The sequence below is a fragment of the Nocardia sp. NPDC051756 genome (assembly GCF_040681495.1).
Classification (GTDB): domain Bacteria; phylum Actinomycetota; class Actinomycetes; order Mycobacteriales; family Mycobacteriaceae; genus Nocardia.
Genome location: NZ_JBFAYV010000003.1, coordinates 916036 through 931349 on the forward strand (window position 1 = coordinate 916036; position 15314 = coordinate 931349).

At 67.0% G+C, this 15314-nt stretch carries 18 protein-coding genes and 1 tRNA gene; 11 read left to right on the plus strand and 8 right to left on the minus strand.

The window, feature by feature from the left end; translation table 11 throughout:
• Positions 1-20 precede the first annotated feature (20 nt).
• Together AB0M22_RS15750 and AB0M22_RS15755 are read left to right on the plus strand one after the other, a co-directional pair.
• A complete protein-coding gene (locus tag AB0M22_RS15750; protein ID WP_364726979.1) occupies positions 21-1862 on the plus strand; it encodes an ABC transporter ATP-binding protein in 1842 nt (613 codons plus the stop codon).
• A gap of 51 nt (positions 1863-1913) precedes the next feature.
• Positions 1914-2531 carry a putative glycolipid-binding domain-containing protein gene (locus AB0M22_RS15755; protein WP_364726234.1) on the plus strand — a complete coding sequence of 206 codons (618 nt, stop codon included), beginning with the start codon at positions 1914-1916 and terminating at the stop codon, positions 2529-2531.
• 18 nt (positions 2532-2549) lie between these two features.
• Here AB0M22_RS15755 and AB0M22_RS15760 read toward each other — a convergent pair whose 3' ends face one another.
• Positions 2550-3500, minus strand: coding sequence for a prephenate dehydrogenase (locus AB0M22_RS15760; protein ID WP_364726237.1), 951 nt, complete (start codon positions 3498-3500; stop codon positions 2550-2552).
• A gap of 58 nt (positions 3501-3558) precedes the next feature.
• On the opposite strand from AB0M22_RS15760, the gene AB0M22_RS15765 reads away from it, so the two are divergent.
• The 3 genes from AB0M22_RS15765 to AB0M22_RS15775 all read left to right on the plus strand — a co-directional run bounded on the left by AB0M22_RS15765 (position 3559) and on the right by AB0M22_RS15775 (position 4797).
• Positions 3559-4098: a tRNA adenosine deaminase-associated protein gene (locus AB0M22_RS15765; RefSeq protein ID WP_150400650.1), complete on the plus strand. Its 540-nt coding sequence runs from the start codon at positions 3559-3561 to the stop codon at positions 4096-4098.
• Between the two features lie 34 nt (positions 4099-4132).
• Positions 4133-4567 carry a nucleoside deaminase gene (locus AB0M22_RS15770; RefSeq protein ID WP_364726241.1) on the plus strand — a complete coding sequence of 145 codons (435 nt, stop codon included), beginning with the start codon at positions 4133-4135 and terminating at the stop codon, positions 4565-4567.
• A gap of 139 nt (positions 4568-4706) precedes the next feature.
• Positions 4707-4797: transfer RNA gene (locus tag AB0M22_RS15775), tRNA-Ser, on the plus strand.
• Positions 4798-4848: 51 nt separating this feature from the next.
• Here the strand turns inward: AB0M22_RS15775 and AB0M22_RS15780 are convergent.
• Positions 4849-5286 (minus strand): hypothetical protein, encoded by a 438-nt coding sequence (locus AB0M22_RS15780; RefSeq protein WP_364726244.1) that lies wholly within the window; start codon positions 5284-5286, stop codon positions 4849-4851.
• Entirely contained in the window at positions 5283-5675 is a 393-nt protein-coding gene (locus tag AB0M22_RS15785; RefSeq protein ID WP_364726247.1) for a helix-turn-helix domain-containing protein, read from the minus strand. The genes AB0M22_RS15780 and AB0M22_RS15785 overlap by 4 nt, the downstream gene beginning before the upstream one ends.
• Before the next feature lie 62 nt (positions 5676-5737).
• Here AB0M22_RS15785 and AB0M22_RS15790 point away from each other — a divergent pair, with 62 nt between their 5' ends.
• Complete coding sequence (locus tag AB0M22_RS15790) at positions 5738-6592, plus strand: NAD(P)H-binding protein (protein WP_364726250.1); 855 nt, start codon at positions 5738-5740, stop codon at positions 6590-6592.
• Positions 6593-6610: 18 nt separating this feature from the next.
• Here the strand turns inward: AB0M22_RS15790 and AB0M22_RS15795 are convergent, their stop codons facing one another.
• Genes AB0M22_RS15795 through AB0M22_RS15805 form a run of 3 tightly spaced genes read right to left on the minus strand, consistent with a single transcriptional unit; the run spans position 6611 to position 7878 of the window.
• On the minus strand, positions 6611-7228 hold the full coding sequence (locus AB0M22_RS15795) for a hypothetical protein (protein ID WP_364726253.1): 618 nt from the start codon (positions 7226-7228) through the stop codon (positions 6611-6613).
• A 1-nt stretch (position 7229) separates the two neighbouring features.
• Complete coding sequence (locus AB0M22_RS15800; protein ID WP_364726256.1) at positions 7230-7550, minus strand: hypothetical protein; 321 nt, start codon at positions 7548-7550, stop codon at positions 7230-7232.
• A 37-nt stretch (positions 7551-7587) separates the two neighbouring features.
• Positions 7588-7878, minus strand: a complete 291-nt coding sequence (locus AB0M22_RS15805) for a DUF6191 domain-containing protein (protein WP_364726259.1) — start codon at positions 7876-7878, stop codon at positions 7588-7590.
• 250 nt (positions 7879-8128) lie between these two features.
• Between AB0M22_RS15805 and AB0M22_RS15810 the strand changes: the two genes are divergently transcribed.
• The 3 genes from AB0M22_RS15810 (at position 8129) to AB0M22_RS15820 (ending at position 9029) form a co-directional block, all read left to right on the plus strand.
• The gene (locus tag AB0M22_RS15810; protein ID WP_364726262.1) at positions 8129-8329 is read left to right on the plus strand and encodes a hypothetical protein; all 201 of its coding nucleotides are present in this window, start codon (positions 8129-8131) and stop codon (positions 8327-8329) included.
• 177 nt (positions 8330-8506) lie between these two features.
• Complete coding sequence (locus tag AB0M22_RS15815) at positions 8507-8707, plus strand: hypothetical protein (protein WP_364726265.1); 201 nt, start codon at positions 8507-8509, stop codon at positions 8705-8707.
• A gap of 61 nt (positions 8708-8768) precedes the next feature.
• Positions 8769-9029 carry a hypothetical protein gene (locus AB0M22_RS15820; protein ID WP_364726268.1) on the plus strand — a complete coding sequence of 87 codons (261 nt, stop codon included), beginning with the start codon at positions 8769-8771 and terminating at the stop codon, positions 9027-9029.
• 44 nt (positions 9030-9073) lie between these two features.
• On the opposite strand, the gene AB0M22_RS15825 is transcribed toward AB0M22_RS15820, so the two are convergent.
• Entirely contained in the window at positions 9074-11374 is a 2301-nt protein-coding gene (locus AB0M22_RS15825) for an MMPL family transporter (protein ID WP_364726271.1), read from the minus strand.
• 205 nt (positions 11375-11579) lie between these two features.
• The gene (locus AB0M22_RS15830; RefSeq protein WP_364726274.1) at positions 11580-13874 is read right to left on the minus strand and encodes an MMPL family transporter; all 2295 of its coding nucleotides are present in this window, start codon (positions 13872-13874) and stop codon (positions 11580-11582) included.
• 201 nt (positions 13875-14075) lie between these two features.
• On the opposite strand from AB0M22_RS15830, the gene AB0M22_RS15835 reads away from it, so the two are divergent.
• Together AB0M22_RS15835 and AB0M22_RS15840 are read left to right on the plus strand one after the other, a co-directional pair.
• Complete coding sequence (locus tag AB0M22_RS15835) at positions 14076-14669, plus strand: helix-turn-helix domain-containing protein (RefSeq protein WP_364726277.1); 594 nt, start codon at positions 14076-14078, stop codon at positions 14667-14669.
• A 46-nt stretch (positions 14670-14715) separates the two neighbouring features.
• Positions 14716-15225, plus strand: a complete 510-nt coding sequence (locus AB0M22_RS15840) for an Rrf2 family transcriptional regulator (RefSeq protein ID WP_150400668.1) — start codon at positions 14716-14718, stop codon at positions 15223-15225.
• Positions 15226-15314: the final 89 nt, after the last annotated feature.

Genomic DNA, 15314 nt, shown 5'->3' on the forward strand with positions numbered 1-15314 from the left:
CGGTCGTGTCGAAAGACGCGGTGACAAACGAGGATTCGTCCGTTCCGCGGGACGAGGCCGCCGATTGGCGCGGCATCGCCAGCGAGGACAAAGAGGTCACCCAGGCCGGAAACCTGGTGCTGGCCGGGCGATCCCGGCGGCTGCTGCTCGACCTGGTCCGCCCGTACCGCAAGCTGGCGGCGCTCGCGCTGGTGCTCATCGTGGTGGACAACGCCGCGATGGTGTCCGCGCCGCTGTTCATCGCGCACGGGCTCGACAACGGCATCGGTGAAGGGCGCAAAGGGAATTGGACCCCGCTGACCTGGGCGGTCGGCGGGTACTTCAGCGCGGTGCTGATCGGCGGGCTGACCACGTTCCTGTTCCTGCGGGTCTCCGGCAAGCTCAGCCAGAGCGTGCTGTTCGACCTGCGGGTGCGCTCGTTCACCCACATGCAGCGGCTCAGCGTCGCCTTCCACGAGAAGTACACCTCGGGCAAGGTCGTCGCGCGCCTGACCGGTGACATCGAGACCCTCCAGGAGCTGCTGGAGGGCGCGCTGAATCAGGCGCTGAGCGCGATCCTCTCGGTGCTGACCATCGCGGTGCTGCTGATCTACCTGGATCTGACGCTGGCCGCGATCGTGCTGATCGGCTTCGTGCCCCTGGTGTTCGTCACCCGCTGGGCGCAGCGCAGGCAGCGGGCGAGCTACCGGCATACCCGCGGCGCGATCGCGAAGGTGGTCGTGCAGTTCGTCGAGTCGATGGGCGGCATGCGCGCGGTGCAGACCTTTCGCCGCGAGCAGCGCAACGAGTCGGTGCTCGCGCACGAGGACGGCGACTACCAGCAGGCGACCACCAAGGCCATGCGCGGCATGGGCGACTACGCCGGACTGAGCAGGCTGCTCGGCAACCTGACCACGGTCATCATCATCGTGGTCGGCGCGTGGCAGGTGATCGAGGGACACATCGCGGTCGGTGTGCTCGCGGCATACCTGTTGTACCTCAATGAGTTCTACGGCCCGCTCGACGAACTCGCGCAGGTGTTCAACTCGTATCAGTCCGCGGCCGCGGCGCTGGAGAAGATCTCCGGCGTGCTCGAGGAGGAGCCCTCGGTGGCCGAGCCGACCGACCCGACGCCGGTGGCCAAGGCGAGCGGCGCGGTGCTGATGGACCGGGTGTCCTTCGGCTACGGCGGCGAGCGTCAGGTGCTGCCGGAGTTCTCCCTGGACATCCCGGCGGGACAGGTCGTCGCGCTGGTCGGCGCCACCGGTGCGGGCAAGTCGACGCTGGCCAAGCTGCTGACCCGGTTCTACGACCCGTCCGCGGGCACGGTCACCCTGGACGGGGTCGACCTGCGCCGGATCTCCGATGCCGACCTGCGCCGCAATGTCGTGATGGTCACCCAGGAGTCCTACCTGTTCTCCGGCTCGGTGGCCGACAACATCCGGCTCGGCCGGCCGGACGCGACCGACGCGGAGGTGTTCGCGGCGGCCCGTGCGGTCGGGTTGTACGACTTCGTGCAGGCGCTGCCCGAGGGCTTCGGCACCGACGTGCGCAAGCGCGGCGGCCGGTTGTCCGCCGGGCAGCGGCAGCTGGTCGCGTTCGCCCGGGTGTTCCTGGCCGACCCGGCGGTGATCGTGCTGGACGAAGCCACGTCCAGCCTGGACATCCCGGGTGAGCGGCTGGTGCAGCAGGCACTGGAGACGGTGCTGCGCGACCGGACGGCGGTGATCATCGCCCATCGGCTGTCCACCGTGGCGATCGCCGACCGGGTGCTGGTGCTGGAATCCGGGCGGGTGGTGGAGGACGGCACCCCGGCCGAGCTCATCGCGGGCACCGGCCGGTTCGCCAGTTTGCACGCGGCGTGGCGGGAATCGCTGGTGTGATGCGGGCTGGTGTGGTGCGGACTACGGCTCGGTGTCGCTTACGGTAGATACGTGACGATCCCAGCCTCCGCGAGCCAAGCCTCTGGCCCCGATACGCCACCGGCCTCCCGTTGGCCGGCGATTCTCACCTGGCGCGCGCACAACGCGTCCCGGATGGAGTCGGTCCGCGTGACGTTGAACGGTAATCGCATCCGCGCCGCCGGTCGCATGATCGGCGGCGCGTGCGACGACCATCCAGCGTTCAGCGCGTCCTACGACCTGGTCACCGACGAGAGCGGCGCGACCAAGCGGCTCTCGTTGCGCACCACGACCGCGGCCGGCGAGCGGCACGCGTCGATCGCCAGGGACGAGGAGAACTACTGGCTGGTCGACGCGGGCGGCAGCCACGTGCGTTCGACCTTCGCCGGTGCGCTCGATGTCGACGTGGTGCTCAGCCCGTTCTTCAACACGCTGCCCATCCGCCGCTTCGACCTGCAGCACGCGGTGCACGACGTCCAGGTCCCGGTCGTCTACGTGCGCCTGCCCGACCTGTTGGTCCAGGAAGCCAGCCTGACCTACAGCAGCGCCGCCGACGGCATCAGCGTGCTGTCCCCGGTCTCCAGCGCGACGGTCACCGTCGACGCCGACGGCTTCCTGCTCGACTACCCGGGCCTCGCCGAGCGCATCTGACAATTCGGTATACCGCGCTCAGTTCAACCGGGTGATAACCCCGCCGCGCTGTCCTGCGTCGCGTAAGTTCGCCAGCCAATTGTGGTCGCCGGGGTGGATATCGGTGATTTCCCATCGTTGCGCGGTTTCGTAGCGTTCCCGGGCGTCGTGACCGGCTTCGACGAGATCGGCCAGGGAATTGTCCGCGCGCAGGCTGTCGCGGGCGGCGCCGAGCACGGTGAGCGTTTCCTCCAGGACCGTCAACAGGGCCGCGGAATTCGGTTCACAAATGGCGCGCACGAGATCGGGGGCGGTGCCCGCGACCCGGGTGCCGTCGCGGAACGAACCCGCCGCCAGCCCGAGGGCGAGCGCGCCGCCGGCCGCACCGGCCGAGGCCAGCGCCTCGGCCAGCACGTGCGGCAGATGCGAGATCCGGGCGACCGCGCGGTCGTGCTCGTCCGCGACCACCGGAACGACCACCGAGCCGCAGTCCAGCGCCAGCCGCGCCACCCTGGTCCACGCCTCGGCATGGGTGCCCTCGTCCACGCCGACCGCCCACACGGCGTCCCGGAACAAGCCGGAATCGGTGGCGGCCCATCCGGATTCGGCGGTTCCGGTCATCGGATGCCCGCCGACATAGCGGGCCGTGAGCCCCTCCTTGCGCACTGCTTCGGCGACCGGAGCCTTCACGCTGACCACATCGGTCAGCACGCAGCGCGGCGCGTAGGTGGCGATGGCGGAGAGCAGGTGCCCGACCGCGGGCATCGGCACCGCGATGACGATCAGCGCGTCCGCGGCGGCGGCCCGGGTCAGCGCGGCGGACAGCTCCTCGGTCACATCGAAGCCGTCACTTCGGGCAGCTTCCGCGCCTGCCGCCGAACGGTTGAACCCCCAGGCGTCATACCCGGCGCCGACGGCGGCGCGCAGCAGGGAACCGCCGATCAAGCCGGTTCCGAGGACACACACGGACGCTTTCTCAGCAGAAGTCACCTGAACAGATTCGCATACGACTTCAACATTTCGGCTCGGGCAGACTACCGTTGCGGCCATGGCAGCACAGCGCTCGGGCACGAATAGGGCGGCGTCGGATGATTACGACGACGTAGAAGGGTTCGCAGTGGCGGTTGTCCGCGAAGAAGGCAAATGGCGGTGCAGCCCGCTGAGCCACGATGCGCTTACGGATTTGTCCGCAGCGGAAAACGAACTGAAGGCCTTGCGCAGCTCGGGTGCCGTTTTCGGCCTGCTCGACATCGACGACGAGTTCTTCATCGTGGTCCGGCCCGCGCCCAGCGGTACCCGGATGCTGGTTTCGGACGCGACCGCCGCCATTGATTACGACATCGCCGCGGACGTCCTCGACGCCCTGAATGTGGAAATCCCGGACATCGACCCCGACGAGCTCGACGACATCGAGCCGTGGGAAGAGGGCGACCTCGGCGTGCTCGCCGATCTGGGTCTGCCCGAGCCGGTGCTGAGCGTCATCCTCGCCGACACCGATCTCTACCCGGACGAACAGCTCGGCATGATCGCCCAACGCCTCGGCTTCGCCGACGAACTCTCGGCGGTGCTGGACAAGCTGCCCCGCTGACGTGCCGGGCCCGTCACTACCTTCGGACACCGATATGGTGCGTGCCGCGATCGCCGCGGCCGCCGAAGCCGACCCCCGCGACGTTCCCGTCGGCGCCGTCGTATTCGACTCCGCCGGAAGGGAACTCGCGCGCGCGGCGAATGCCCGCGAAGCCCTCGGCGACCCCACCGCGCACGCCGAGGTCCTGGCCTTGCGGCGCGCCGCCGAGGTGCACGGCGACGGCTGGCGGCTGGAAGGCGCCACCCTCGCCGTCACCCTGGAACCCTGCACGATGTGCGCGGGCGCCCTGGTCCTGGCCCGCGTCTCCCGCCTCGTCTTCGGCGCCTGGGAACCCAAAACCGGCGCCGTCGGCTCCCTCTGGGACGTGGTCCGCGACCGCCGCCTCAACCACCGCCCCCAGGTCCGCGGCGGCATCCTCGAACCCGACTGCGCCGCCCTCCTCGACACCTTCTTCCGCACCCAGCGCTGATCTCTCCTGACGCACGCTCCATGCTCCTGACGTAGGTTGCAGCATGCGTCACGTGCACCTTTCGTGCGTCAAGTCACACCAGTCCGGGAGTTGCCCAGGCGATTTAGCGATCGGCTTGCAGTCCGGTATGGTTGTCGGCGGTGGCGTGTCCGAGCGGCCTAAGGAGCACGCCTCGAAAGCGTGTGAGGGGTAACCCCCCTCCGAGGGTTCAAATCCCTCCGCCACCGCCAAAAAGCCCCTCGTCCGGGTGAACGGATGAGGGGCTTTTTCTTGTTCGGTGCCTATCCCGTTTTGATGCAGGAGCTGCCGGTGTCCAGGCCGGTGCCGGCTACGTCGACGGTGGTGAATTTTGTCGACGTGTATTTGCCCGGGTCGCTTTGGATGGCGGTGATGTTCTGTGGGCCGCCGCGGGTGGGGGTCCAGGTGGTGGTGACGGTGTTGTTGGCGGGGTGGTGGATCGGGTTGCCGGGGAGGCGTTCGCCGTTGCCGGGGATGACGCCGCCGGAGAGCCAGAAGAAGACCGAGCCTGGATCGTCGGTCAGGTCTGTGACCGTGGCGGTGATGGTGTAGCGGCAGCCGGTGACGATGCCCTCGGAACCCGCGGTGACGCTGACGCTGGTCATCTCGGCGTTGGCCGGTGGACCGGTCAGTGCGGCGGTGACGGTAACGGCCGCTAAGGCCGCCGCGCTCGCTGCGGCTCGAGAATGGGACCTGCTCATCGTGCTGACCTCCCTGACTGGAATTTCACGATTGCCTCACCGTTGATGCTGACCCAGTCCAGCAGACCGTGCAATCGTTGCGCTACTTCCATACCCATCGGAGTCAGGGAGTATGTGACCTTCGGGGGAGTAGTCGGTTCCACCGCGCGATCGGTGAGCCCGTAATCGGTGAAGGTGCGCAGGTTCTGCGACAGCATCTTCTCGCTGATGCCGCCGACGTTGTCGCGCAGCACATGGAAGCGCATCGGTCCCTCGCGCAGGGCGACCAGGATCAGCACGCCCCACCGACTGGTCAGCTTGTCGAGGACGGTGCGGCCGGGACAGTCGCTGTCGAATATTGCCCGCCGCATGGTGTCCGGCGAGCTGCCTGCCAGGGAACCTACCTTCATGGGTAGAGCTTACTTTGAGGTAGGGCCTTACCAAAGGTTAGCCGCCCTCGTAGGGTGAGGTCATGGCTCAGACAAAGCAGGTCCTGGTGATCGGCGCGACCGGTCATGTTGGCGGACAAGTTGTTTCGCAACTCGCGGAAAAAGATGTCGCAGTACGCGCACTGGCGCGCACGCCCGCGGCGGCCGCGTTGCCGACCGGTGTCGAGGTCGTACCCGGCGACCTGACCACCCCCGAAACGTTGATCCCTGCGCTCGACGGAGTGGACGCGGTGTACCTCACCTGGCCGATGCTCCCCGGCGACGCCGCGAACCGGGTGATCGAGGTGATCGCCGAACACACGCACCGCATCGTCCTGCTGTCCTCCGGCGCGGTCCGCGACGACGTGACCGAGCAGGACAACCCGATCGGCAAGGCGCACGCCCTCGTCGAACAACCGATCCGGGATTCCGATCTGGAATGGACCTTCCTGCGCCCCTACGGTTTTGCCACCAACACCTTGGAGTGGGCGCCGCAGATCCGGGCCGGCGATGTGGTGCGCGGCGCGTATGGCGCCGCGTCGAGCACCCTGCTGCACGAAGCCGACATCGCCGCGGTCGCGGTACTCGCGCTGACCACCGACGATCACGTCGGAGCGCGCTATGAACTGAGCGGGCCGACGTCGCTGAGCCGGGCCGAACAGGTGGCGACCATCGGCGCGGCACTGAGCCGGCCGCTGACCTGGGAGGAGATCACCCCGGCCCAGGCCAAGGCGCAAATGGATTGGGTACCAGAGGAATTCGCCGATTTCATCCTCAACGGACTGGCCGCGATGGTCGACTCACCAGGTCAGCCGACCGCCACAATTCAGGAGGTCACCGGCGCACCCGCGCGCAGCTACGCGCAGTGGGCCGCCGACCACGCCGCCGACTTCTCCTGATACCCGAACCGGCGTTGATCAGGTGTCGCGGGAGAAGATCCGGATCGGCGGCGGCACCCGATAGCCGGCCGCCTTGATGAATCGCGCTCCGCCCCTGGCCTCCTCGGGCGCCAGCGCCTGCGCGCCGAACGCGTTCAGCATCCGATTGATCACCCCGAACGTGGTGCCCACCCACACCGCCTCGTCGAAGGCCTCGGCGGAGACCCCCGCCTGCCGGACCGTGTCCGCGTCATCCGGGGTGAGTCCGTCGGGGTCGCGGGCCAGCTTCCGCAGGAATTCGAGCATGGCCCGCGCCTCGGGGCGCAGCGGCGAGTCCGCTCCGTCCTGCAACGCCAGGTCCACGACCTGGATGTCCACGTAAGCACCGGCGATCGCGTGATGCGCCGAGGCGCAGAACGGGCACTCGTTCGCCCGCGAAGTCGCGGTCGCGAAGATCTCGCGTTCGGCCACCGTCCAGAACGAGGGCCCGCGCATGGCCTGCTGGATGAGATCCGACAGTGGCGTCCCGAGGAAATGATTCCGATAGAACGTCACCTTCAACACCGCGGGCAGGTCGATCTTGCTGAACCGCCGCATCATGCCGAACATCAACCGGGTTGGTCGATCGTGCCCGGATTCCACTGCCTCGAGCCACATTTCAATGGCCTCCCCACGCGCGCTTAGCGGCCCGTAGCCGCCGATCGGCAGCCCCGTAAGCCGCGACGGCCGCCGCCTCGAAGATCTCGTCGTCGCTGTGCCCCGCCGCCGTCAGCCCGGCAACGGTCTCCGCGGTGACCCGGTACGAACGTTCCGCGACTAGGTCGACGAACTCCGCTAGCTCAGGAGGAATACCGTCTCCACCCACCGAATCGGCCGCCCGCCTACGGATCTCCCGACGAACCTCAGCCGGTAGCCGTCCGCGTCCGGACTCGACCCGCTCACCGAACCGCTGCCACTGCTCCGCCATCGACCGCGCCATCGAAATATTGTCCCCCCGATTACCTTGCTGCCCGGGCTTATTCGGCTTTCGGATGCTCTGTCCGCAGCACAACGGTGTGTCGATCGAGGTCGACGCCGAACGGAGGCGCGCCCTCCGCGTCCTCGTCGCGCAGCATCGACACCGACTCACGATGATCGAGTTCCATCCGCTTGGTCGAGTAGAACAGCGCGGTGAATTCGTCGGTGAACGTGCCGGAGATCGGCGTCCTGCGGCGCTTACGTCGCTTGCCTACCGTCAGCTCGTAGAGTGCGACCAGCATCAGCAAGATGATCCAACCCGGGATCCACCATTGCAGTACGGACGCCATGTGTACTGAACGATCCGGCGGCGGCACGTGTTCCCGGTCACGCAGGCGGGGCGCCTGCTCTGGCCCGCCACCGGCTGAACAGCGGATGAAATGCATGGCCTGCCTGCGGGATCGAGCCGGCGAGCAATAGTTTCGGCGGAACGGATATTTCGGGCGAACGGGGGTATACGCCGGATAGCTAAATGCGGGAAGGACGTGGTGGCCAATGCGCCGTCGTGCAGTCCGCTCGAGACCGATGAGCGAGAGAAACATGAGAATCGGAAGCATTATTGTCTTGGTCTGGTTGCTGGTCGGCGTCGTCGCCGCAGCTCAGCGGGACTACTTCGACAGCGGGCCGGTGAATTGTGCCGGATTCGGCACGATCGCCGTCACCGTGGTCGCGGGACCGCTCAACTACATGGGCGTGAACCCCAAGGTCGACGATTGCAATGTGCCGCAACCAAGTCCGTAACCAACGGAACCGGTGAGCGCGTACCGCGCACCGGCCCAACCTATTCGGTGACCCCGCGCCCGGCAACCGGCGCGGGTTCGCCGCCGTGCGGCACGCAGGCGAGTTCGTCGCGTTCGGCGCGTCGCGTGCGGCACCACATAATGATGTTGCTCAACGGACGCCGACGAACGAGGCCGCATGCGACTTGGAAGTTTGATTGTCGTGCTCTGGCTGGTGGTCGGAGTGATCGCCGCAGGCCAGCGCCACTACTTCGACAGTGGCCCGGTCAATTGCGCCGGCTTCGGCAGTACCGCGCTCACCGTCCTCGCTGGTCCGCTCAACTACGTCGGGGTGAACCCGAAGGTCGCCGACTGCAACGTTCCGCAGCCCAGCCAATAACGGGATAATCGCTGATCAGGCGGGTAATCTCAGGTGGGGAGCACGGAAAGGGAGCGATGACATGCGCGACCGGGAAATTCGTGACCGCGGTGTTCGCGGACGAGCAGTGCGCGGTACCGGCACCCGTCTGCTCAGTACATTGTTGCTCATCTGGTGCGCCATCGGCTTGATCGCCGCGGGTCAGCGCCACTATTTCGACAGCAGCCCGACGAACTGCGCGGGCTGGGGCACGATCGCCGTCACGGCGCTCGCCGGTCCGCTCAACTACATGGGTGTGAACCCGAAGGTCGACGACTGCACGTTGCCGCAGCCGAGCCAATGAAAAACGCCCCCACCCGGTAACCGAGTGGGGGCGATTTCTGCAGATCAGCCGACGTCGGCGGGCAACTTCGTCTCGCCCGGCGTCGGCTGCCCGCGCAAAGCGAACAGCTTGGCGCCTTCCACGTCGATGTCCGGCACGATCTTGTCCAGCCACTTCGGCATCCACCACGCCCACTCGCCCATCAGCGCGAGCAGCGACGGGATGAGCACCATCCGGACGATGAACGCGTCGAACAGCACGCCGGCCGCCAGCGCGAAACCCATCATCTTCGCGGTCACGTCGGTCTCCAGCAGGAACGAGCCGAACACCGAGATCATGATGACCGCCGCCGAGGTGACCACCCGTGCCCCGTGGTGATAACCGCTGATCATCGCCTCCTTCGGCGGCTTGCCGTGCACGTATTCCTCGCGCATCCGGGTCACCAGGAACACCTGGTAGTCCATCGCGAGACCGAACACCAAGCCCACCAACATGATCGGCAGGAAGCTCACGATCGCCCGCGGATCCTGGATCAACCCGAGCTTGCCCTCCTGGAAGATCAGCACCGTCGCGCCGAAGGTGGCCGCCATGGACAGCAGGAAGCCGAGCGCGGCGGTCAACGGCACCAGGATGGAGCGGAAGACCAGGATCAGCAGGATGAACGCGGCACCCGCCACGATCGCCATGTACGGCACGATCTTGCCGAGCAGCACGTGGTCGATGTCGGCATAGATGGCGGTGGTGCCGGTGATGCCGTATTTCATCCCGTACTGCGATTCGAGCCGGCCCTCGGCGGCGCGTGCGTCCCGGACCAGGTCCTTGGTCGACTGGTCGTTCGGGCCGGACTTCGGCACGCCGTTGATCAGCGCGCCGAGCCCGTCCTGACTCATCCGCGCCTCGGTCACGTAGTCCATGTCCGGCGAGCTCGCGAGTTCGTCGTGCAGCGCGGCCAGCGCCGCGGCGCGCTTGTCCGCCGGGACGTCCGCCAGATCGACCGCGACCTGGAGCACGCCGTTGCTGCCCTCGCCGAACCCGGCCGTGCGCAGCTCGTAGGCCTTTCGAACGGTGGAGGTCTTCGGCATGCTGTCCTCGCCGGGCAGACCCAGGTTCATATTGGTCGCAGGCAGGGCGAGCAACCCGAGCACGACGACGCTGAGCACCAGCGCGACCGCGGGCGCCTTGCCGATGGCCTGACCGAAGCGCATGCCGTTGGTGACCGAGTTGTCGTCCTCCGGGTCGTGCTGGGCGATGATCGGCAGCTTCGGCTTGAACAGCGCCCCGCCGAACGCGCCGAGCAGCGCGGGCATCAGCGTGATCGCGGTGAGCACCGCGAACGCCGCGGCCACCGCGCCGCCGAGACCCATGAAGGTCAGGAATCGAACCCCGACGATGCTGAGCCCGACCAGCGCGATGATGACCGTGAGACCGGCGAACACCACCGCCGAACCCGCCGTGCCGAGCGCGGTACCGGCCGCTTCATCTGGTGAATCCTGTACTGCCAGTTCATGTTTGTAGCGCGAGACGATGAACAGCGCGTAGTCGATGGACAACGCGATCCCGATCATCGACGCGAGGAACGTGGTGAAGCTCGGGATGGAGAGGAACGAGGTCCCGAGGAAGATCAACGAGGTCGCCGCACTGAGCCCGACCACCGCCGTGATGATCGGCACGAACGCCGCCACGATCGCGCCGAACGCGACGATCATCACGATCAACGCGACGGCCATACCGATCATCTCGGACTTACCGCTCGGCGCCTGCTGCTCCATCGCGATGGTGCCGCTCATCTCGACCGTCAAACCGGCCCCGCGGGCCTGATCGGCCACGTCGTAGGCGGCCTTGCGACTGTCCGCGGTGACGTCGGTGAAGTTCGTGATGCCGAACGGCACGCTGAAGAACGCCACCGAGTCCCGATCGGTCTTGTTGAGCACGTTCAACGGTGCGCCACTGCACTTGGCGGCGTCGGGCTCCGCGACCAGGCAGCCCATCTCCTCGGTCGCCGTGATCGGGTTCGCGATCGGCTTGCTGTGGTCGACGATGCCGAGCTGGTTCAGCTTGTCGATCAGCGCGTCGATCGCCTGCCGGTTCTCCGGGTCGGTCAGCTTCTGGCCTGCGGGCGCGCCGATCACGTAGGTTCCGGTGACGGCGTCGAATTTGAATCCCTCGGACATGCCGGGGAAGTGCTGGTCGAGGATCTGCGTCGCGCGTTCCGACGGCAGGTTGGGCATGCTGAAGTCGTCGCTCATCGGCTCTTTCAGCTGGGTGCCCAGGCCGCCCAGGACCAGGAAACCGACGATCCAGATGGGTAGCACTATCCACTTGTGGCGGAAGGCGAACTTTCCCCACCGGTATAGATACACGGACACAGGGTTCTCCTCGCGGTGATCGAGTCGTGCCGGATCGAACGACATAACGCGCGCGGGCCGACTGCACCCGCCGGTAACTACCGAGCTGGAGAGATCGAACTTCCACTGAGTCTGCTGCGGCCGGGCCACAAGATCAAGAACCCCGGATACGACTCGGCCCCGCGCCCGTCGAACGGGTGCGGGGCCGAGTACGAGCCAGCGGCGATCAGCTGACGCCGACCGGCACCTGCACCGGGTCCGCCGAGCGCTGCTGCAATTCGCGCAGCTTGGCGCCTTCGACGTCGATGTCCGGCACGATCCGGTCCAGCCACTTCGGCATCCACCAGGCCCACTTGCCCATCAGCACCAGCAGCGACGGGATGAGCACCATCCGGACGATGAACGCGTCGAACAGCACGCCGGCCGCCAGCGCGAAGCCGAACGACTTCGCGGTCACGTCGGTCTCCAGCAGGAACGAGCCGAACACCGAGATCATGATGATCGCGGCCGAGGTCACCACGCGGGCACCGTGGTGATAACCGGCGACGACCGCTTCCTTGGGCGACTTGCCGTTGACGAACTCCTCGCGCATCCGGGTCACCAGGAACACCTGGTAGTCCATCGCGAGACCGAACACCAGGCCGATCAACATGATCGGCAGGAAGCTGATCAGCGGATGCGGATCCTCGATCAGGCCGAACTTGCCCTCCTGGAAGATCAGCACGGTCGCGCCGAACGTCGCACCCATGGACAGCAGGAACCCGAGCGCCGCGGTCAACGGCACCAGGATCGAGCGGAACACCAGGATCAGCAGCACGAACGCGGCGCCGGCCACGATCGCCAGATACGGCACGATCTTGCCGAGCAGCACGTTGTCCACATCGGCGAAGATCGCCGTGGTGCCGGTGATGCCGTACTCCATGCCGAACTCGGCCTGCAGCTGGCCTTCCGCGTCGCGGGCGTCCTTGACCAGGTCCTTGGTGGCCTGGTTGTTCGGCCCGGACTTGGGCACGCCGTCGAGCAGCACGCCCTGCTTGTCCTCGCTCCACTTCGGCTCGGTCACGTAGTCCATGCCGGGGTAGGCGGAGAGCTTGTCGCGCAGCGCCTTCACCGCGTTGTCCCGGTTCTCCACCGGCACCTTGGACAGGTCGGCCGCCACGTTCAGCACGCCGTTGCTGCCCTCACCGAACCCCTCGGTGCGCAGCTCGTAGGCCTTGCGGATGGTGGAGGTCTTGGGCTGGCTGTCGTCGCCGGGCAGGCCGAGGTTCAGTCCGGCCGCGGGCGCGGCCAGCGCACCGAGCACCAGCACGCTGAGCCCGAGGGCGAGCCACGGCGCCTTGCCGATCAGCCGGCCGAAGCGCATGCCGTTGGTGACCGAGTGGTCGTCCTCCGGATCATGCTGGGCGACGAGCGGCAGCTTCGGCTTGAACAGCGACTTGCCGAACGCGCCGAGCAGGGCCGGCATCAGCGTGATCGCGGTGAGCACCGCGAACCCGGCGGCGATCGCGCCGCCCAGACCCATGAAGGTCATGAACTGCACGCCGACGATGCTGAGCCCGCCGAGCGCGATGATCACGGTCAGACCGGCGAACACCACCGCGGACCCGGCCGTGCCGAGCGCGGTACCGGCCGCCTCCTCCGGCGAATCCTGTACCGCCAGTTCATGCTTGTAGCGCGAGACGATGAATAGCGCGTAGTCGATGGACAACGCGATACCGATCATCGACGCCAAGAAGGTGGTGAAGCTCGGCACCTCGATCACCGAGGTACCCAGCATGATCAGCGAGGTGGCCGCGCCGAGGCCGACGATCGCGGTGACGATCGGCACGAAGGCGGCCACGATCGCGCCGAACGCCACGATCATCACGATCAGCGCGACGCCCATGCCGATCATCTCGGACTTGCCGCTCGGCGCCTCCTGCTTGGACGCGATCGAGCCGCTCATCTCGACGGTCAGTCCGGCGTTGCGCGCGTCGCCAGCCACCGCGTAGGCCGCGTCGCGTTCCTTGTCGGTGACGTCGGTGAAACTCTTGATGGTGAACGGCACGTTCAGCACCGCGACCGAGTCCGGCACGGTCTTGCTGAGCACGTTCAGCGGTGCGCCACTACAGGTGCCGGGATCCGGGTTCGCCAGGCAGCCCATCTTGTCGGCGGCCTCGATCGGATTCATCAGCGGCTTGCTGTGGTCGACGATGTCGAGTTCGCCGAGCTTGGCGAGCAACGCGTCGACGGCCGTGCGGTTCGCCGGGTCGGTGAGCTTCTGCCCGGCAGGTGCGGCGATCACATAGGTGCCGGTGACCGCGTCGAACTTGAACGCGGCGGACGCGCCGGGGAAGTGCTTGTCCAGAATGTCGTTGGCCCGCGCGGAGGGCAGGTCCGGCATGCTGAAGTCGTTGGTCATCGGCTTGCTGAGCTGCGCACCCAGGCCGCCCAGGATGACGAACAGGACCAGCCAGACCGGGAGGACGATCCACTTTCTTCGGAAAGCGAACTTTCCCCATCTATAGAGATATACGGACACGAAGGATCTCCTAGCGATGCTGGGGGTGTGCTGATTCAGCCGGTGACAGCACTCGCGGGGGTGCCCTGCCTGTCCCCCGCCTCCACGTGACGCTTTCTGCCTACCGTGCGGTAGGTAGACTATCCGGGGTCTAAGCGGAGGTGCAACCTCAATTTCGCTGGCACCGTTAGCTCGGCGCACGATTGGTGAGAGGATCATCCGATGGCCGCCCGTTCCACCCCTGCCACCGTTGCCGCTGGTCGGGGGACGAAATCCGCGATCCGCGACGCTGCGGTGAAGCTATTCGGCGACAAAGGATTCGAGCAGACGAGCCTGCGCGAGGTCGCGGATGCGGTAGGAATCACAAAGGCATCGCTCTACTATCACTACGCCTCGAAGCTCGATCTGCTGCACGCGATCATCGATCCGATCATCGATCACATGCGCTCGGTGGTGGTCGATCTCGACCAGGCGACGCGGGACACCGAGGGCATCCGGGACGTGCTGCGCACCTATCTGCGCGGCCTGGTGCACCACCGCGCCGCGGGCGCGCTGGTGCTGCGCGACACCGTGACGATCGTCAACGCGATGGCCGACCGGCACCCCGACCTCGTCGATGACGATCAGACCCTGCGCGAATGGCTGGCCGGACCGGACGCCACCGACGAGGCCAAGCTCCGGGCCAGCGCGGCGCTGGCCATGCTCGGCGTGGCGCTGATGTCGCGCGAGTTCGCGCCGGGCGCCGATGACGCCCTGGTGGAAACCACGCTGCTCGATGCGGCGACCTGCGTGCTCAACCCGCGCGACTGCGCGTAGATTGCAGCTACTCAGACGGACCAACCGGAAAACGCCAGGAGAAGCTGTGCATATCACCGCGAAGGTCGACTACGCGGTGCGGACGTTGCTCGAAATCGCCCGCGCACCGCAGCTGAACCCCGCCGCGCTCGGCCCCGTCGTCCAGGCGGCGCCGGTAGTGAAGGCCGACGCGATCGCCACGGCGCAGCGCATCCCGCCGAAGGTGCTGGAAACGGTGCTCGGCGACCTGCGTCGCGCCGATCTGGTGATCAGCAGGCGCGGCCCGGACGGCGGCTACTGGCTGGCCCGCCCGGCCGGCGAGATCTCCGTCGCCGACGTGATCCGGGCGATCGAGGGCCCGCTCGCCTCGGTGCGCGGCGAGCGACCGGAGGACGTGACCTATTCCGGTGCGGCCGAATCGCTGCAGCGTGTCTGGATCGCCTTGCGCGTGAATATCCGTGCGGTACTGGAGAATGTGTCGATCGACGACGTCGCCGGAAATCGGCTACCCGAGTTCGTCGACGCGCTCACCAATGATCCGGGCGCATGGGCGCGTAGAGAGCGCCCGCTGAATTAGGTCCGCTGAATCAGACAAAGCACCCGCTGAATCAGACGCCAGGGCCACTGAATTGAACGCCAGGCGCGGATAAGCGCCGTGACGGGAGG

Excerpts from the sequence above, each read along its gene's own strand:
- AB0M22_RS15780 (WP_364726244.1), bottom strand. The coding sequence starts at position 5,286 with ATGAGCAGGTCCCATTCTCGAGCCGCAGCGAGCGCGGCGGCCTTAGCG.
- AB0M22_RS15795 (WP_364726253.1), bottom strand. The coding sequence starts at position 7,228 with ATGTGGCTCGAGGCAGTGGAATCCGGGCACGATCGACCAACCCGGTTG.
- AB0M22_RS15805 (WP_364726259.1), bottom strand. The coding sequence starts at position 7,878 with ATGGCGTCCGTACTGCAATGGTGGATCCCGGGTTGGATCATCTTGCTG.
- AB0M22_RS15765 (WP_150400650.1), top strand. The coding sequence starts at position 3,559 with ATGGCAGCACAGCGCTCGGGCACGAATAGGGCGGCGTCGGATGATTAC.
- AB0M22_RS15835 (WP_364726277.1), top strand. The coding sequence starts at position 14,076 with ATGGCCGCCCGTTCCACCCCTGCCACCGTTGCCGCTGGTCGGGGGACG.
- AB0M22_RS15815 (WP_364726265.1), top strand. The coding sequence starts at position 8,507 with ATGCGACTTGGAAGTTTGATTGTCGTGCTCTGGCTGGTGGTCGGAGTG.
- AB0M22_RS15770 (WP_364726241.1), top strand. The coding sequence starts at position 4,133 with ATGGTGCGTGCCGCGATCGCCGCGGCCGCCGAAGCCGACCCCCGCGAC.
- AB0M22_RS15790 (WP_364726250.1), top strand. The coding sequence starts at position 5,738 with ATGGCTCAGACAAAGCAGGTCCTGGTGATCGGCGCGACCGGTCATGTT.
- AB0M22_RS15800 (WP_364726256.1), bottom strand. The coding sequence starts at position 7,550 with ATGGCGCGGTCGATGGCGGAGCAGTGGCAGCGGTTCGGTGAGCGGGTC.
- AB0M22_RS15820 (WP_364726268.1), top strand. The coding sequence starts at position 8,769 with ATGCGCGACCGGGAAATTCGTGACCGCGGTGTTCGCGGACGAGCAGTG.
- AB0M22_RS15810 (WP_364726262.1), top strand. The coding sequence starts at position 8,129 with ATGAGAATCGGAAGCATTATTGTCTTGGTCTGGTTGCTGGTCGGCGTC.
- AB0M22_RS15785 (WP_364726247.1), bottom strand. The coding sequence starts at position 5,675 with ATGAAGGTAGGTTCCCTGGCAGGCAGCTCGCCGGACACCATGCGGCGG.